Annotated in this window: 15 protein-coding genes; 8 read left to right on the forward strand and 7 right to left on the reverse strand. The window is 73.3% G+C overall.

Annotation, left to right across the window (positions count from 1 at the left end; all coding sequences use genetic code 11):
• Positions 1-89 precede the first annotated feature (89 nt).
• The 3 genes from ACWD12_RS20790 to ACWD12_RS20800 form a co-directional block, all read right to left on the reverse strand.
• Positions 90-716: a TetR/AcrR family transcriptional regulator gene (locus tag ACWD12_RS20790; RefSeq protein ID WP_450100745.1), complete on the reverse strand. Its 627-nt coding sequence runs from the start codon at positions 714-716 to the stop codon at positions 90-92.
• Between the two features lie 257 nt (positions 717-973).
• Complete coding sequence (locus ACWD12_RS20795) at positions 974-1,906, reverse strand: tyrosine-protein phosphatase (RefSeq protein ID WP_450100746.1); 933 nt, start codon at positions 1,904-1,906, stop codon at positions 974-976.
• Between the two features lie 192 nt (positions 1,907-2,098).
• The gene (locus tag ACWD12_RS20800) at positions 2,099-2,818 is read right to left on the reverse strand and encodes a helix-turn-helix domain-containing protein (protein ID WP_450100747.1); all 720 of its coding nucleotides are present in this window, start codon (positions 2,816-2,818) and stop codon (positions 2,099-2,101) included.
• Between the two features lie 368 nt (positions 2,819-3,186).
• Here ACWD12_RS20800 and ACWD12_RS20805 point away from each other — a divergent pair, with 368 nt between their 5' ends.
• Positions 3,187-5,970 carry a SpoIIE family protein phosphatase gene (locus ACWD12_RS20805; protein ID WP_450100748.1) on the forward strand — a complete coding sequence of 928 codons (2,784 nt, stop codon included), beginning with the start codon at positions 3,187-3,189 and terminating at the stop codon, positions 5,968-5,970.
• Positions 5,971-5,983: 13 nt separating this feature from the next.
• Here ACWD12_RS20805 and murJ read toward each other — a convergent pair whose 3' ends face one another.
• A complete protein-coding gene (gene murJ, locus ACWD12_RS20810; protein ID WP_450100749.1) occupies positions 5,984-7,777 on the reverse strand; it encodes a murein biosynthesis integral membrane protein MurJ in 1,794 nt (597 codons plus the stop codon).
• A gap of 334 nt (positions 7,778-8,111) precedes the next feature.
• Here murJ and ACWD12_RS20815 point away from each other — a divergent pair, with 334 nt between their 5' ends.
• Positions 8,112-8,771 (forward strand): pentapeptide repeat-containing protein, encoded by a 660-nt coding sequence (locus ACWD12_RS20815; protein ID WP_450100750.1) that lies wholly within the window; start codon positions 8,112-8,114, stop codon positions 8,769-8,771.
• On the opposite strand, the gene ACWD12_RS20820 is transcribed toward ACWD12_RS20815, so the two are convergent.
• The gene (locus tag ACWD12_RS20820; RefSeq protein ID WP_450100930.1) at positions 8,768-10,120 is read right to left on the reverse strand and encodes a heparan-alpha-glucosaminide N-acetyltransferase domain-containing protein; all 1,353 of its coding nucleotides are present in this window, start codon (positions 10,118-10,120) and stop codon (positions 8,768-8,770) included. The two genes, ACWD12_RS20815 and ACWD12_RS20820, sit on opposite strands and share 4 nt — an antisense overlap.
• A gap of 271 nt (positions 10,121-10,391) precedes the next feature.
• On the opposite strand from ACWD12_RS20820, the gene ACWD12_RS20825 reads away from it, so the two are divergent.
• From ACWD12_RS20825 to ACWD12_RS20840, 4 genes are all read left to right on the forward strand, one after another.
• A complete protein-coding gene (locus ACWD12_RS20825; protein ID WP_450100751.1) occupies positions 10,392-11,429 on the forward strand; it encodes a zinc-binding dehydrogenase in 1,038 nt (345 codons plus the stop codon).
• A complete protein-coding gene (locus ACWD12_RS20830) occupies positions 11,426-11,950 on the forward strand; it encodes an N-acetyltransferase family protein (protein WP_450100752.1) in 525 nt (174 codons plus the stop codon). The genes ACWD12_RS20825 and ACWD12_RS20830 overlap by 4 nt, the downstream gene beginning before the upstream one ends.
• Before the next feature lie 89 nt (positions 11,951-12,039).
• Positions 12,040-13,113, forward strand: a complete 1,074-nt coding sequence (locus tag ACWD12_RS20835; protein ID WP_450100753.1) for a neutral/alkaline non-lysosomal ceramidase N-terminal domain-containing protein — start codon at positions 12,040-12,042, stop codon at positions 13,111-13,113.
• Between the two features lie 17 nt (positions 13,114-13,130).
• Complete coding sequence (locus ACWD12_RS20840) at positions 13,131-13,427, forward strand: neutral/alkaline non-lysosomal ceramidase C-terminal domain-containing protein (RefSeq protein ID WP_450100754.1); 297 nt, start codon at positions 13,131-13,133, stop codon at positions 13,425-13,427.
• Positions 13,428-13,582: 155 nt separating this feature from the next.
• Here ACWD12_RS20840 and ACWD12_RS20845 read toward each other — a convergent pair whose 3' ends face one another.
• Positions 13,583-14,485 carry an LPXTG cell wall anchor domain-containing protein gene (locus ACWD12_RS20845; RefSeq protein ID WP_450100755.1) on the reverse strand — a complete coding sequence of 301 codons (903 nt, stop codon included), beginning with the start codon at positions 14,483-14,485 and terminating at the stop codon, positions 13,583-13,585.
• Positions 14,486-14,787: 302 nt separating this feature from the next.
• Between ACWD12_RS20845 and ACWD12_RS20850 the strand changes: the two genes are divergently transcribed.
• On the forward strand, positions 14,788-15,219 hold the full coding sequence (locus ACWD12_RS20850) for a hypothetical protein (protein WP_450100756.1): 432 nt from the start codon (positions 14,788-14,790) through the stop codon (positions 15,217-15,219).
• An 82-nt stretch (positions 15,220-15,301) separates the two neighbouring features.
• Entirely contained in the window at positions 15,302-15,760 is a 459-nt protein-coding gene (locus tag ACWD12_RS20855; protein WP_358355096.1) for a 2,4'-dihydroxyacetophenone dioxygenase family protein, read from the forward strand.
• 21 nt (positions 15,761-15,781) lie between these two features.
• Here ACWD12_RS20855 and ACWD12_RS20860 read toward each other — a convergent pair whose 3' ends face one another.
• Positions 15,782-17,296, reverse strand: a complete 1,515-nt coding sequence (locus ACWD12_RS20860) for a CynX/NimT family MFS transporter (protein ID WP_450100757.1) — start codon at positions 17,294-17,296, stop codon at positions 15,782-15,784.
• Positions 17,297-17,351 lie beyond the last annotated feature (55 nt).

Here is a 17,351-nt window from a genome sequence, read left to right on the forward strand (position 1 = left end):
TGGTACGAGCGGGAGTCGGAGCGGGAACCGCCGCACGCCCCCGGCCGGGTGACGGTGGAGGCGAAGAAGAGGGGCGCCGGTGTCGGCGGTCAGGCATCCTGCGGGCGGGGCACCGAGGACGGGGCGGTGAGCACCGCGACGACGGCGTCGACGAGCCCGGCCGCGTACACCTCGGTGTCGGGGGACGGTCCCGCCGCGCCGACCTGGTGTTCGAGGTCGGCGAGCCCTGAGATGATCAGGCGCCCGGCAAGGCTGTTGCGCTGCGCGGTCCGCGGATCCGGAGCGGGGCCGAGGGCGTCGAGGATGAGATGGCCGACCTCGACGGCGCTGTTGACCGGGCCGATGTCCGACAGGGGGACCACCGCCCGCCCCTGGTGGTCGCACATCCGGTTGAGGAACCGCAGGTAGTGGCTGTCGGGACGGGTGGCCTGCGCGGCGAGCGGCAGCACGAGCACCTCGACCAGCGCGCGCACGTCGTGCGTGCGGCCCTCGGCCCGGACCCGGTCCAGCAGCGCGCGCCTGTCCGCGTCCACGTGGGCGAGCCGGAAGTCGAAGATGGCCTGGATCAGGGCCTGCTTGTCGCCGAAGTGGTACTGCGCCGCCGCGACGTTCCGCTGCCCCGTGGTGGCGCTGATTCTGCGCAGGGACACGGCGTCGACGCCGTGCACGGCGAACAACCGCTCGGCGGCCAGGATCAATTCGTCGCGGGTGTTCACGACGGTGAAGTTAAATCACGCGCATTAACGAGTCAAGGGGGCGTGCGGAAGCGGCGGGCCGCACCGGGTGCGGCCCGCCGGGGGAGCGGTGCTCTCAAGGGGTGGAGGGTGTGCTGCGGATAAGCCACGGGGCGGCGAGGGACGTGCCCGAACATCCCCGCGGCGGGCTTCGGAAACGTTCCTGCGGCCGGCTTCGGATCTGGTTCGCACCGGGGACGGACCTGCCGGGACGCGCCCGGGGAGTGCTCAGGCGTGCTTCAACGGGTGAGGAGTCGGGCGCGCAGGCGTGGGATCGTGCCGGCGGACAGGCCGAGGCCGCGGCGGACGTAGCGGTCCACCGACCCGTACTCGGCGCGCATCGTGGCGAGCGCTGCCTCGATGTACGCGGGCCGCTGCTCCATGAGCGGGCGCACCAGCTCGACGTCGATGCCGCGCGAGCGCAGGAAGGCGTACGTCGCCTCGTTCGAGGCCCGGCGGTTCTCGTTCGAGAGCATGTAGTCCTCGACGATCGTGCGGTCGGGGACTTCGAGGGCGGTCAGCAGCAGCGCGCTCATCCAGCCGGTGCGGTCCTTGCCGGCGGTGCAGTGGTAGAGCAGCGGCGTCCCGTGCTCGGCGATGCGGCGCAGTGTGTCGCCGAAGCCCGCGCGGGCGGCGAGTGAGGTGACCGAACTGCGGTGCCCCTCGGTCATCAGCGCGGCGCCCCTGCCGTCGCCGAGGAGTTCGTCGAGGACGGCCGGGTCGCCGGTCGCCAGGGCCCGCGTGATGGCGTCGGTCATGGCGTCGCCGGCGGCATCGAGAACGGGGTTGTTGACCAGGAGAGTTCGCGGCGGCAGGCGGTCGACACCGTCCTTCGCAATCTCCTTCGGTCCGCGGAAGTCGACGACCGTATGCAGGCCCAGGCGGCCCAGCCGGGCGACGTCCTCAGCGGTGAGCTTGCCGAGGGCGTCGCCGCGGACGACGCGTCCCCAGCGGACGGTGCGGCCGTGCCAGGTGCGATAGCCGCCCAGGTCACGGGTGTTGACGGCACCGGTGAGCGGGATCAGGCGCGAGTGCGGCCGCGGGTCGTCGTGGGCGTACGCCGGAGCGCCCGGCAGGACCGCGGCGACGGCGCCGACGACACCCGCCGCGAAAGCGCGGCGGCCGAACGACGACGAACCGCGTTCCGGCATGGCGAAGTTCTCCGAGCCCATGGTTCCTCCGTGTGATCGGGGACAAGCGGGACCCGGTTTACCAGTTGTGTCCGCAATCCGGAATGTGCGTCGGTCGCGGCTTCGGGGCGCGCGGCACGGGCACGTCGCGTGAATGCGCCGACGCCGTGGCCTGCCCTCGCACTTTGTGAGGGCAGGCCACGGCGTCGGTCGGCGCTCGCTGCCGGTCGGGTCTCAGCGGCGGCCGGGCGGCCGGCGCCAGGGGCCCGGCGCGAAGGGGTCCGCGGGCGGGTCGCCGAGGTGGTGCCAGAAGCGGTCGACCGCGCCGTCGGGGAGCGGGGCCGGAGCGTCGTCCGGCTTGGCGCCGGCGGGCGGGAACTCGGCGCCGAAGCCTTCCAGCGCCTGTGCGACGCGGCGGCGGCGGACGCCCAGGACTTCGGTGACGGCCGAAAGGTGCGCTTGCCACCGGCCGTCGGAGACGCCGCGGGCCAGGAGTTCGGCCAGTTCGTCGGCGGCGCCGGAGACTTCGACGAGTTGGCGGTGCGAGAGGCCGCCGAGCACGCGCACCAGGGCCTCTGTGCGCCGCTCGTCGGCGCGCCAGCGGTTCGTCTGCTCCATGCGCGTCCACGTGGCCTCGGACATGCCGACCGACTTGCCCGCCTGCGCGCGCGTCAGGCCGGCGCGCAGCCGGAGAGCGTGCAGGGTGGCCGCGGTGGGGCCCATCAGTTGGGCGACGGGGACCGCGAGCGTCCGGGCCAGCGCGACGAGTTCGTCCTCGGTCGGGGCGACGGAGGAGTTCTCCCAGGCGCGGACGTGTTTGGGCAGTACGTTGACGCCGTACGACGCGAGTGTCGCCGCCACCCTTTCGGGGGTGAGCGCCATGACTTCGCGGGCCGCACGGGCCGCCCCGGGGTCGAAGGGGGGCGGTGTATCGAGTTCTTGGGGGTGGGTCACGGCGTACCAGGGTACGACCTGGCCGTCGTCCGGCGCACCGGAGTGCGTGTTCCTCGCGGACCGGCTTGCCGGCAAGGCGAGTTGGCGGTCGCCGGTCTTGCGGTGAGGCCAAGGACGAACCTCCCGCCGCGCGTGTGGACCAACCGTTGCCGCGTTTCCGCCGTCGCGCCTCCGAGTCGCCGGCACCGCCCTCGGAGGCCGGGTTCTGGCCCGCCTCACCCCCTGCATTGCCTGCGCCCGACAATCTTCGCGGTGCGGGAGGACCACCGGACCATACGCCGCGGCATGGCGGCGGCGTGGTGTTCGCCGGGTCACAATGAGCCCCGCTCCCTAGGGTCGGCGCTCCGGTGAAATGGTACAAATGGCACATGTCACGGCGACTGCGTCGGTCCTCGACCTCGCCGTCCCGGCCGGGCCGCCCCAGGGCCGTACGGCGGCGGCTGTGGGCCCCGCTGAGCCTGCGCAGTGTCGCCGGGCAGGTCTTCTGGCTCCAGGTCGCCGTCGTGCTTCTGCTGGTCGTCGCCGCGGCCGTGGCCCTGGTGGTCCAGGCCCGCCGCGACAGCGCGAGCGAGGCACGGCACCGCTCGATGGCCGTTGCCGCCTCGTTCGCCCAGGGCCCCGGGGTCGCCGAAGCGCTGGAGGGCCCGGACCCCACCGGCGCACTCCAGTCGCGGATCGTCGCGGCCCGGGACCAGTCCGGCGTGGCGTTCATCGTGGTGGTCGACAATGCGGGCGTCCGCGTCGCGCACACCGATCCCACCAGGATCGGGGTCGCCGTCGAGGGCCCGAACCTGCTCGAACAACTGGGCGGAGTGCCCGGCACCGACACCGCCCAGACGTCGGCCGGCCGGTCCGTCGTCTCCGCGGCCCCCGTCTTGAGCGCCGACGGGCGGGCCGTCGGCTTCGTCGCCGCCGGCATCACCACCGGGAAGGTCGGGGACGGCGTCGACCGCCAGATGCCCGTCGTCCTCGGCGGGGCCGCCGCCGCACTGCTCCTGACCTCGATCGGCACGGCCCTGGTCAGCCGCCGCCTGCAACGCCAGACGCACGGCCTGGGCCCCGGCGAGATGACCCGTATGTACGAGCACCACGACGCCGTACTGCACGCGGTACGCGAGGGCGTGCTCATCGTCGGCACGGACGGCCGCCTGGTGCTCGCCAACGACGAGGCCCGGCGCCTCCTCGACCTGCCCGCCGACGCGGGGGGACGCCTCGTTGCGGACCTCGGCCTGGACGCCGGCCTCGTGGACCTCCTGACCTCGGAACGGGACGCCACCGACGAGGTGCACCTCACCGGGCACCGGCTGCTCGCGGTCAACAAGCGGCCCACCGCGCCGCACGGCGGCCCGCCGGGCAGCGTCGCCACACTGCGCGACACCACCGAACTGCGGTCGCTCGCGGGCCGGGCGGAGGTGGCCCGCGAGCGCCTGGACCTGCTCTACGACGCCGGGGTGCGCATCGGCACCACGCTGGACGTGACGCGTACCGCCGAGGAACTGGCCGAGGCGGCCGTCCCCCGGTTCGCCGACTTCGCCACGGTGGAACTGCTGGAACCGGTCCTGCGCGGCGAGGAGCCGGGCGGCAACCGCATGAGCCGCGCGGCGGTCCGCGGCGTCCGCACCGACCAGCCCCTCTACCCGGTCGGCGCGGTCATCACCGCGGGCCCCGACGCCCCCGTCGCGGCCGCCGTCGCGGGAGGCCGCGCGGTGCTGCACACCGATCTGACCAACAGCCGGAACTGGGCGCTGGACCCGGAGCGGGGCCAGGACATTCTCGACTACGGCATCCACTCGCTGGTCACCGTGCCGCTGCGGGCACGCGGCATCGTCCTGGGCATGGCGAACTTCTGGCGCCGCGACACCCCCGAGCCGTTCGACGAGGAGGACCGCACCTTCGCCGAGGAGCTCGCCGCGCGCGCGGCACTGTCCATCGACAACGCCCGGCGCTACACGCGCGAGCACACGTTGTCCGTGACGCTCCAGCGCAGCCTGCTGCCGCGCGCGCTGCCGGAACAGAACGCCCTGGACGTGGCGTACCGCTACCTGCCGGCGCAGGCCGGCGTCGGCGGCGACTGGTTCGACGTGATCCCGCTGTCCGGCGTCCGCGTCGCGCTGGTGGTCGGGGACGTCGTCGGCCACGGCCTGCACGCCGCCGCGACCATGGGCCGCCTGCGCACCGCGGCGCACAACTTCTCCGCGCTCGATCTGCCGCCCGACGAACTCCTGGGCCGCCTCGACGAGTTGGTCACCCGCATCGACCAGGAGCAGTCCGACGGCGACGCCTCGCAGATCACCGGCGCGACGTGCCTGTACGCCGTCTACGACCCCGTCGCGGGCAGCGTGACCCTCGCCCGGGCCGGGCACCCCGGACCCGCCGTCGTGTCCCCGGACGGCCGCGTCGACTTCCCCGAGGTGCCGGTCTCCCCGCCCCTCGGCCTCGCCGGCAGCCTGCCCTTCGAAACCGCGGAACTGCAACTGCCGGAGGGCTCCCGACTGGTCCTGTTCACCGACGGGCTGGTCGAGCAGCGCGGCCGCGACCTGGACGACGGACTGCGCCGCCTGGCCGACGCATTGGCCGCGGGCGGGGGCGGTGCCGGCCCGGAAGAGACCTGCGCCGCGGTGCTCGACGAACTACTGTCCGAGCGCCAGAGCGACGACATCGCCCTGCTGGTGGCACGCACGAGGCTGCTGGCGCCGGACCACGTGGCGGCGTGGGACGTACGCCCGCACCCGGAGGCGGTGGCGCCGCTGCGGGCGGCCTGCGCACGGCAGTTGGCCGTGTGGGGGCTCGACGACTACGCCTATCCGACCGAGCTGATCCTGAGCGAACTGGCCACCAATGCGATCCGCTACGGCTCGCAGCCCATCAGGGTCCGCCTGCTCCGCGACCGCTCGCTCACCTGCGAGGTGTCCGACGGCAGCAGCACGTCACCGCACCTGCGCCGGGCCGCGACCACCGACGAGGGCGGCCGCGGGCTCTTCCTCGTCGCGCAGTTCGCCGAGCGCTGGGGCACCCGCTACACGTCGCGCGGCAAGGTCATCTGGGCGGAGCAGCCGCTGCACGGCCGGGCCGAAGGACCGATGGGCGGAAGCGCGGCCGACGAGGCGCAACTCGCCGAGGCGATCCTCGACCAATGGGACGACGCGGTCTGACCCCATCCGCGGGTCACTTCGACCGGCCGCGTGCCCTCCGGCGGCCACCGCGCGCGTCCGGGCGGCGCATCAGGCGCAGGGCTGTGGGCACCACCAGGGCGGCGAAAACCGCCGTGGCGCCCAGCAGCACGAGCCCGGAGGCCAACGGCCCGTCCGACCAGACGCGGGCGGTGAACCGGGCCAGGAGGAACGAGGCGCCTGCGGCCGTCCCCGCCGCGAGGGTCACCGCGACATGCACCTTGAGGACGGGGGCCGCGTCGACGTCCTTGAGGGCGCGCCGGAACCGCGCGGCGGGGTGACGCAGGCCGATCACCTGCGCGGCGGAATACGCACCGGCCATGGCGGTGACCGCCCACGCCAGCGGCATCAGCAGGTAGGCCGCGACACTCAGCACCGACCCCGCGACCGCGGTGGTGACCGTCGCCCGGCGCGGAACGCGGGGGTCCTGGAGGGCGAAGTGCCCCTTCTGGATGAGGTATCCGGCCGAGTAGGCGACCAGCCCGGGCGCGAACGCGCACAGCATCAGGCCCATCGCGCGCGTGTCGGCGGCCGAGGTCGCGCCGTGCTGGAACACCACCGCGGTCAACTGCGGGCCGAGGGCCAGGAAGAAGAACGCGCACGGCACGATCGCGAGGGCGTTGAAGCACAGCCCGCGCGCGACGTACGCCCACACCTGGCCCCGGTCGCCTTCGGCCGCGGCCCGGCTGATGCGCGGCATCAGCATCGTCGCGAGCGAGACCGTGATGATGCCGTGCGGGACGATCCACAGCAGCTGGGCGTTCGCGTACGCGGTATACCCGACGCCGTGCCCGATCCCCGCGCGGTCCGCCCGCTCCGCGACCGTGGTGGCCAGCCGCGTGGTGAGCCAGTACGCGACCTGCGACACCGCGACCAGCGCGACGGCCCACCCGGCCATCCGCAGCGGCGCGCCGAGCCCGTGCCCGCGCCAGTCGAACCGCGGCCGCAGCCGCACGCCCGCGGCCCGCAGATATGGCCACAGGGTCAACGCCTGCACGGCGATGCCGAGCGTGGTGCCGATCCCGAGCAGCCGCACCTGGTCGGCGTCGACCTCGCCCGCGTCGTTCGCGCCGTGTGCGATCTTGAGGTAGCCGGCGAAGACGGCGATCACCACGACGTTGTTGAGGATCGGCGTCCACGCCGCCGGGCCCGGCCGCCCGCGCGCGTTCAACACCTCCGACAGCAGCGCGAACAACCCGTAGAAGAAGATTTGGGGGAGGCAGTAGCGGGCCAGCGTGACGGTGAGTTCGCGCTGCGGACCCTCGAAATGCGCGTACGCCGACACGATCCACGGCGCCCCCGCCACCGTCACCGCGGTCAGCGCCAGCAGCAGGCAGCACACCGCGGTCACCAGCCGGTCGGTGTACGCCGCGCCGCCGTCCCGGTCCCGCCGAGCGGCCCGGACGAGCTCCGGCACCAGCACGGAGTTCAGGGCGCCGCCGACGAGCAGGATGTAGAGGATGTTGGGCACCGTGTTGGCGACGTTGTAGCCGTCCGCGAACAGCCCCGTGCCCAGCGCCGCCACGATGATCGCGCTGCGCACGAACCCGGTCAGGCGCGACACGACCGAGCCGGCCGCGAGGTTCGCGCCGCCGCGCACGGCCGACATCCCGGCCCCGGTCGGGGACAGGTCCCTGCCCCGGCCGGACGACGGCTCGCGGACCGCTGCCGAGGAGTCCGCCGCCTGGAGGTCCGCCGCCGTGCCGTCGGCGGCCTCGGGGGCGGGGCTCAGGGCGGGTGCGCGGCCCGGCGCACGGCGGCCGGCGGCCCGCGTCGCGACACGTGGCACCGCATGCTCCCTTCCGCCACCGCGCGTCGCCCGACAGCACCGCCCGGGCGACGTCCGCCCGGTCCTCCCACCTGGATGACTACGCCGCACAACGGTTGTGTTGCGCGGAAGCGGAACCCAAATGGTGTGGCCCTGCTCACGCCGACCGCCAGGAGGTCGACCCGAGGCCGGGCTGCTCGACGGCTGCGCCGTGGAAGGGCGATGACGGGCGGGGCCAGGCGGATCAACGAGGCGGATCGGCGGTGGCACGGGTGGCGGCGGATTGGGGCGATGAGGGTGGGGCGCGATAGGGATAGGGGCGACTCTGTCCCTGCCATCCCCCGGAGGTCTGCCGATGCCTGTGCGTGCCGCGCGCCAACTCGGAGAACTGCCCTACGCCCATCGGCTGGAGCCGTTCGACGGCGACCTCCGGCGCGACGGGACGTACGATTCCGTGCACTTCGACGGCACGGAACTCGAGGACGCGGAAGGCGGCGGCTCCGGGTTCACCGAGTGCGCGTTCTCGGCGGCGACGGTCACGCGCGGGCGCTACCGGCGTACGCGGTTCGACGACGTGTGGCTGGAGGGCGTGCGCATCGTCGGCGCCGACCTCGCCGAGAGCAGTTGGCTCGACTGCGAGTTCGCCGCGGGGCTGCTGGCCGGGCTGCAGATGCACGGCGCCCAGATGCGCCGAGTGGTCTTCCACAACTGCAAGTTCGACTCCGTGAACCTGCGGGCCTCGGCGCTGCGCGACGTGTCGTTCGTCAACTGCATGCTGCGCGACGCGGACTTCGCCGGGGCGACGCTGACCGGCGTGTCGTTCCCCGGCTCGACGCTGGACGGCGCGAGCCTGGAGAAGGCGAAGCTCGCCAAGGTCGACCTGCGGGAGGCGGCCGGACTGCGGATCACCTCGGGAGTGGAGGCGCTCAGGGGCGCCACCATCAGCGGCCTGCAACTACTCGAACTGGCGCCCGCGCTGGCCCAGGTGCTCGGGATCGGCATCGACGACCGCTAACTGCGTCCGGTGCCCGTGTCGCCGTCGGTATCGGTATTGGTGTCGGTACCGGTGTCGGAGTCGGGGGAAGCGGCGGCGTTCGGGGCGGGGTCGGCCGGGCGGCCGGGGGAGCGGACGTCCGGCGACCTGCCGCCCGCGACCGCGAGAGCCCGTTCCAGCGGCCCCTTGCCGAGGAGGCGGGCCCACAGCCACGCGCCGGCCAGGGCGACGGCGGTGTACGCGAGGAGCCGCACCCACGATCCGGCACCGGGGGTCAGCGAGGACCAGCCCGCGATCAGGTGGACCGTGTAGACGCTCAGCGACATCGCACCCACGGCGGCCGGGGCGGCGACGTACCACGGCGCCGGCCGCCGGTCGCCGTCCAGGAAGCGCATGCAGGCCAGGCAGCACAGGCCGAGGACGGCGCAGGCCACGCCGGTCGCGCCGACCACCTCGAAGGGGGTGCCGCTGTGGCCTTGCGCGACCACGAGCCAGGTCGGGTCGTTGGGCGGGGTGCTGCCGGTGTACCACCCCAGCGCCTCCAACACCGACACGCTGCCGGGTGGGGCGTCGAAGAGCCGGTCCGTGGCGGTCTGGAGCTGGGTCCCCGCGCCGCCGGCCTCGACGATCAGCCACGAGCCGCCGTACCCGAGCAGCGCCAGCGCGGTGCCGGCGCCGGTCAGCCGCCACAGCACCGGGACGCTGCGCAGGTCGAGGCGTCCGACGGCCATCCCGGCGAAGACGAACGGCATCCAGGTGATGACCGGGTACGTGCCGGTGACGAAGAGCGTGGTGACGAACTCCCCGGGATCGGCCAGGGCTCCGAAGTCGGGTACGCGGTAGCCCGGGTCCACCCGTTCCCAGCTGTAGCGCAGGATGAAGGACACCATCGGCCCCGCGAAGGCCCAATAGGCCGCCGTGACCGCGATCGTGCGCGTCGGGAGGTACAGCGCCGGAAGCGCCACGACGAAGTAGAGGGCGAAGAACGGCAGGATGACGAGCACGCCCGTTTCCAAGCCGGCCAGCCACAGGCCGAGCAGCAGCAGGAGGAACGACTTCTCGACGGTGCGCCGCACCACCGCCCGGGAGGTCGCCGCGGCCTCCGGGTCACGCCACGGCAGCCGCAGCCGCTCGCCGTGCACCAGGGTGAGCGAGACGCCCGCGAGGAACGCGAACAGCGCGGCCTCCCGACCGTCGCCCAGCCACAGGAGCCGGTTCGGCCACCCGTCGTCGCGGTCCGGGCCGATGTGCGCGACGAACATCCAGAAGATCGCCAGGAACCGCGCGATGTCGACGCCGGTGAGCCGGCCGGCGGACCGCGTCGCCGCGGTGCCGGACCGGGCTGCGCCGCGGCTCGTCCGGTCGGTGATGCGCCACTCACCTCGACTCGTGGGGGCCCGGCACGCGGTGCCGGGTGCATTCGACCGCTGCCGAGAGCGCTACCGGGGCTCTGGTTCTCGACGCGTTTCCCGACCCATATTGTCGCGCGGCCGGGGGAGGGCACCAGGCTTTTGGCCCCGTCGCGCGCGGTGCGCGTCGCAATCCGCACGTTGTTGACGTTGCACGGCGTCATTGCTTGACTGCAGCAAGATTCCGAGCGAACGGCTCCGTCCGGGGCGGGGCGGGGAACGGAGGACCGGCATGCGTGTGGTCGTCGGTATCGAAGGGCGCCTGGAGGTCCGGGACATCCCGGAGTTGGCCGCGCCGACGGGATCGCAGATCCTCGTCGAGACGGTGGCGTGCGGGATCTGCGGCAGCGACGTCCACCTGATGGACCACACCGAGGCGTACCTCGGCTGCGCGCGCGACTCGGGTTCCACCGCGATGATCTTCGACCCGGCGCGCGGCGTCATGCTCGGGCACTGCTTCGTCTTCCGCGTCCTCGAAGCCGGCCCCGACGCGGTCGGGTTCGCCCCGGGCGACCTGGGCGCCGGACTCGGCACCGTCACCGGCGCGGACGGGCACACCAGCGTCGTCGGATTCTCCGACACCTACCCGGGCGGCTACGCGGAGCGCATGCTCCTGTCGACGCCCGGGCTCATCGCCCCGCTGCCCGAGGGCATGGACCCGCTGCACGCGGTGTTCGTCGAGCCGCTCATCGTGGGCGAGATGAGCGTACGCACGGCCGCGATCCCGGACGGCGCGCCCGCGGTCGTGCTCGGCACCGGGCAGGTCGGCCTCGGCATCGTCGCGGCCCTGCGGCGGCACGGGCGCGGCCCGGTCATCGCCGCGGAGCCGACCGAACTGCGGCGCGCCGCGGCACTCGCCGTCGGGGCGGACATCGTGGTGGACGTGCACAGCCGCACCTGGCTCGACGCACTCGCCGAAACCGGCGCGACCCAGCCGCCGACCGTGTTCGACACGACGGGTATTGCCGGCATGCTGGCCTGGCTCTTCACCGAGGTGCCGCGCAACAGCCACATCGTCGAGGTCAGCGGGCAGTACGACCCCGACCCGATCCGCACCGGCCTTGCGGTGAAGAAGAACCTCCGCCTGACCTTCTCCGCGTCGGCCGACCCCGCGGCTCTGCGTACGGTGCTCGCCGCCCTCGCGGCACGCGAGGTGGACGTCGAGCCGTGGATCACCCGCCGCGTGGGCCTCGACGAAGTCCCGGCTGCCTTCGACGACTTGCGCGCCCCGGACAAGACGATCGGCATCGTGGTCGAACCCCGGAAGTGAGCGGGAGGCGCGATACGCCCCCGGCGGCGGCCGCCTCGCTGGTGGTCCGCACCGCGGGCCCGGACGACCTCCTCGCCGTCTTGGCGGTGCACGCCGGACGCGACCCCGGCGGCCGACCGCCGCGCTCGGCGTCGGAGGCAGAGGGGCGGACATGGGCCCGCATGCTGCGATCCGACGAACTGACCGTGTACGTCGCCGAACTCGGCGGTGAGCCCGTGGGCACGGCAACGGTCATCGTGATGCCCAACGTCACCTACGACTGCGCGCCCAGCGCGTTCATCGAGGCCGTGGTCGTGTCGGCGGAGCATCGGCGGCAGGGTGTCGCGAGCACGATCCTGCGCCGCGCTCTCGACGATCTCCGCGCAGCCGGGTGTCACAAGGTTCAACTGCTGTCCCACAAGCGGCATGTCGACGACGGGGCGCACTTGCTCTACACGTCGCTCGGCTTTGTCGCGGAGGCCGAGGGGTTCCGGCTGTACCTGTCGGGCGGGCCGACGGCGGGGCGTGGCCCGGGTTCTTGACAGCCGGTGCCGCCGGCCGGAGCATTCGGCGCGAACCCCGGTCGGCCGGGGAGTCCGGGCAACGACAGTGCGGCGACGGGGGACGGCACGTGGCCTCGACCGGGACGGGTGGACTTGTCGGCAGGGGCATCGCCGACATCACCGGTGAGATCGCCGAGTGCGGCATGCTCGGCTACGGCATGGCGTTCCAGCAGAGCGCGGGCCTGCATACCCGTCTGCGGGCCCGGGCGTTCGCGTTCTCGGACGGGACCGAGCGCCTGATGATCGTGGTGTGCGACCTGCCGCTGATGTTCGGCGGCGTGGTACGCGCGGTGCTCGCCCGGCTGCCCCGCGGCTACACCGAGTCGAACGTGATGATCACCGCGACCCACACGCACTGCGGCCCCGGCGGCTATGCCCACCACGCCCTCTACAACGGCAACACCGGCGGCTTCCGGCCGAAGACGTTCGCGGCCGTCGTGGACGGCATCGTCGAGGCGGCTCTCGCCGCGCACGAGGATCTGGCCCCGGCGGCGCTGCGGTTGGCGCACGGGCGGCTGGAGAACGCCGGTGCCAACCGGGCCCGCCGCGCGTTCGACCGCAATCCTGCCGCCGACCGCGCGCTCTTCCCGGGCGGCGTGGACCCGCAGACGACCCTGCTGTCGATCGAGCGTGACGGCCGACTCGTCGGTGCGATCAACTGGTTCGCCGTGCACAACACGAGCATGACCAACCGGAACCGGCTGGTCAGCGGCGACAACAAGGGCTACGCCGGCTACCACTGGGAGCGCGTGCTCGGCGGCTGCGACTATCTGGCGGACGCCCCGCAGGAGTTGATCACCGCGTTCGCGCAGACGAATGCCGGCGACGTGTCGCCGAACCTGAACCTGCGGCCCGGCAGCGGCCCGACCGAGGACATGGCGGAGAACACCAGGATCATCGGGACACGGCAGGCCGACGCAGCCGCCGCGCTGGCGGACAAGGGCCGGAACGGCGAGGGGACTTCGTTCGACCTCGTGCTCGACCACCGCATCACGCACGTCGACCTGTCCGACATGCGGGTCCTGCCCGCCTTCACCGGCGACGGCCGGTTCCACCGGGACGGCGGTTCAACCGGGGCGCCGCGGCAGCCGCGCCGGTGTTGGCGCCCCCTGGCCGGGTGTTCGGGCAGCCGCTGTCGCTGAGTCGGACGGGGAGCGTGGTGGCCGCGGAATTCGTCGCCGGGCATCCGAGCACGGAACTGCGGCGCGGCGGCACGTACTTGGAGGTGGAGCACGAGGCCGGGGCCGACGTATGGACGCGGGTCGCCGACGACGGGGACTGGGCGACGCGGCTGCACTGGACGCGGGGCACGGGTCCGCGGAAGCGGTACGCGGTGGCCCGCGTCGAGTGGGACACGACGGGCGCCGCGGCGGGACGCTATCGCCTGCGGTTCCACGGGGACACGGAGGACGGGCCGTTCACGGGTGTTTCCGAGGCGTTCGACGTCCCGGCCTGAGGACGGGGCGTTCCCGGTCTCCGGCCGCGTCCGCGACGTTCCGCGTCTGCGGCTGAACATGCGTCGGCCCGGTCGGGTGATTCCGACCGGGCCGACGCGGTGTCCCGGCGGCCACGCGTCACGCGCGGGCCGCCGGTTCACCGGGCGTTGCCTGTTCAGGCGGGCGTACCACCGTTGTTGCGGCGACGGTTCCAGAACAGGACCCCCGCGCCACCGACGAGCAGGACGCCGGCGGACGCGCCGATCATGACGGCGGCGTTGTTGTCACCGCCGGTGTCCGCGAGGGCGGGCGGGGCGGTCTCGGTCGTCGGCGGAACCTCGGGCTGACCCACCGGAGCCTCGGTGTCCGTCGTCGTCGGCACCGGAGCGGTCGACGTCGGCGGCTTGCTGGTCGAGGTGCTCGGCGAAGCGCTCGCGGAGGTCGGAGGCTTGGTCGTCGCGGGCGGCGTGGTGGTGGCCGGCGCGGTGGTCGGCGGCGTCGTGGTGGCGGGCGGAGTGGTGGTGGCCGGCGGGGTGGTGGCGGGCGGAGTGGTCGGCGGCTTCTCGCACTTGTCGCCGCCGTTCCACGCCGTGATCAGGTCCTTGGGGAACTTGGCGTGGGGGTAGCGCGGCAGGGGCTCCTGGACGCCGTCGTACTTCTTGCCGTTGCCGTACAGGTCGATCTGGCCGAAGCACTCCGGGGCGTACTTGGAGACGTCGAGCTCCGCCTGCTTCTTCCCCTTCCGCAGCGTCGTCGTGTCCCAGCCGAGGAAGGCCTGGGTGCCGGACGTGGCCCAGGTGGGGCCCTCGGCGGAGTAGGAGGCGAGCGAAACCGCGTACTCGCAGGAGTTCTTGACCTCGGTCTTGAGGCGGACCTGGATCTTGGTGACCGGGGTGGCCCGGTTTATGCGGCCGTCGCTGGTCCAGGTGTCTCCGCCGTCGAGCGAGTATTCGACGGCGGCCTTCTCGCAATGTTCGCCGGTCGCGTAGGCGGGGGCGGTCGCGACGACCGGCAGGCCGAGGGCGACGGCTCCGATGCCGGCCGCGCTCGATATGTACTTTTTAGTGCTGCGTCGCACAGGAAACTCCGGGGATCGGCGGGCGCTCGACGAAGAGCGAACGCCGCACCGGTGCGGGTCCGGGGGGTGGCAACGTGGCCGGAAACGGCCGTCCGCTCAGCGCACCGGATTATTCCGTGTCACGCGCGCACCGCAAGCCCCAGAGGGCGCATTGCGGAAACTGGACGAATACCTGCGTGGTTGAAGGCGATTCGTCCCCTCGCCGCCGCGTCGCGCGCCACGCCGCGGGGACGACGAAACGCGGACCGCCGAGCGCCCTCATGTCGTTGTTGTCGCGACGCGGCCGATCTATGGTGTTCGCTATGCCCGGCACACCCTTCATGTCCGTCCTTTCGGAGGACGAGATCGCCGCGGTGGCGCATGCGGCCGTTGCCGACCTGGCGCACCGCCTGACCCGGTCCGCTTTCCGGGACCCCCGGGACCCGGACGCGCCGCACGACGAGGCGGTCCGCCGCGACGCGCTCGCCGAACTCCGCGTCCTGATGCACATCCAGCGTGCCGTCGAGGAGCATATGCAGGACGCCGCCGCGCTGGCCGCCGACGCGGGCGCGGGGTACCCGCAGTTGGGCAACGCGTGCCGCATCACGAGACAGGGCGCCCGGCGGCGTTGGCCGGGGATCCTCTCCGCGGCACCGGGGCACCACTTGGCACCTCATCTGCCGCAGGCGTCGCCGCCAGCGTCGGGCGCCTCGGGCGTCTCGGGCGCGTCAGGTGCACAGGACCGCGTCGGCTGAGTCGGCCGGACCGGCTGAACCGGTGCGTGTGCGGCCGTTCTAGAGTCGGACGCGGGGCGGCGCGGAGACGAGGGGCTTAACGGTGATACCCGAAGCGGCACACGTGGGTGTGGAGGACGTCCCCTGGGTTGAGAACGTCGCGTACCCGGGGACCATGATGCGGCTCCTGCGCGCGGACTTGGCCGAGGGCACATACGTCATGGCCGGACGCCTGCCCGCCGGCTTGGAGGTGGGCACCCACCGGCACATCGGCGCCGTGCACATGTTCACGCTGTCCGGGGCGTGGGGCTACCGCGAGCACGGCTTCGTCAACCGCGCGGGCTCCTATCTGTACGAGCCGCCGGGCTCGACGCACACGCTTTTCGTGCCGGCCGACAACGCCGAGGTCACCGAGACGCTGACGATCGTGCACGGCATCACCGAGTACCTGGACGCGGACGGCAACGTCGTCGCGGTCTCCGATGCCGCCGCGAACCTGCGCGCGTACTACGAGAGTTGCGAGGCCGCCGGACTACCGCGGCCGACCGGCATCCTGCGGTAGGCGCGGCCTCGCCGCCCTCCGTCAGGCGGTCACGACCGGCCGCAGTTCGTCCTCGATCTGGCGGTTGCGGCCGGCGCGTACGCCGAAGAGGATCTGAGGGACCATCAGGGCCGCCATGAGCGCGATCGGCAGGTCCCACGAGTCGGTGTGCTGGTAGAGCACGCCGACCAGCAGTGGGCCCGGGATCGAGATGAGGTAGCCGACGCTCTGCGCGAACGCCGACAGCCCGACCATGCCGGCCGCCGAGCGCGCCCGGAGGCCGATCATCGTGATCGCCAGCGGGAACGCGCAGTTCGATATGCCGAGCAGGACGGCCCAGGCCCAGGCGCCACCGGCGGGTGCGAAGTAGAGCCCGGCGTACCCCGCGAGCCCGAACGCGCCCAGGGTGGCCACCAGAACTCCCTGGTGGGGCAGGCGGCTTGCCAGACGCGGGATGACGAACGCGAGCGGTACGCCCATGACCATGGTGACCGCGAGCAGTACGCCCGCCTGGCCGGCCGAGACCCCGGCGTCCCGGAAGATCTGCGGCATCCAGCCCATCGTGATGTAGGCGGCGGTGGCCTGGAAGCCGAAGTAGCAGGCGAGCGCCCACGCGGTACGGCTGCGTGCGACGCCGGGAGCCCGCCCCGCCGGTACGTCGCCGTCGGTGGACCTGCCGCCGACGGATTTGCCGTCGCCGGACGCGCCGGAGGTGGTTGCGCCGGCGGGAGTCGTGCCGGACGCGGCAGCGGTTGCGGGCGCGGGCGCTTGGCGGCGGTCACGTCGGGCCGCGCGTACCACGGGCACCCACGGCACCACCGCGACGGCGGCGAGCGCCGCCCACACGCCCAGGCCGGCCCGCCAACTGCCGCCGAGGGCATCGGTCATGGGCACCGTCGCGGCGGCGGCCACCGAGGTGCCGATGGCCAGCGCCATCGAGTACAGGCCCGTCATGCTGCCGACCCGGTCCGGGAACCAGCGCTTGACGATCACCGGCAGCAGGACGTTGGTGAGCGCGATGCCCGCCAGCGACAACGCGCTCGCGGCGAGGAACGCGACCGTGCCGCCCGCGAAGGGGCGGATCACCATGCCGGCGGTGACCGCGACCATGCCGGCGCACACCACGGCGGCGGGGCCGAAGCGGCGGGCGAGGCGCGGCGCGGTGATGCCGAACACCGCGAAGCACAGCGGCGGCACGGAAGTCAGGACACCGGCGACCGTCCCGCTCATGCCGAGCCCGTCGCGGGTCTCCTCGAGGAGCGCGCCGAGGCTGGTGATCGCGGGCCGCAGGTTGAGGGCCGCGAGCACGATGCCGACGGTGAGGACCCCGGCGAACCAGGTGGGGAGCGGCGAGTCCTGCCGCGTGACGGAAGTCCCGGGCGGTTGCGGAGCACGTACGCCGCCCTGGCGCGGCAGCACGGAGGCGGCCGCGGCGGGGCCCGGGCCGGAGTCCTGAAGGTCTGTCGGAGCGTGGTCGGTGCGTATGCTCTCGCGCCGGCGCGCCTGTGCGTCCGGCTCCTGGGCGCGGCGCGGCGACGGGCTCTCGTGGTGGGACATGACTCCCATCATAGAATCATGGGATGATTGGCTGTCCAGTTGACCCCGGCTTGCT

The organism is Streptodolium elevatio, assembly GCF_053592165.1.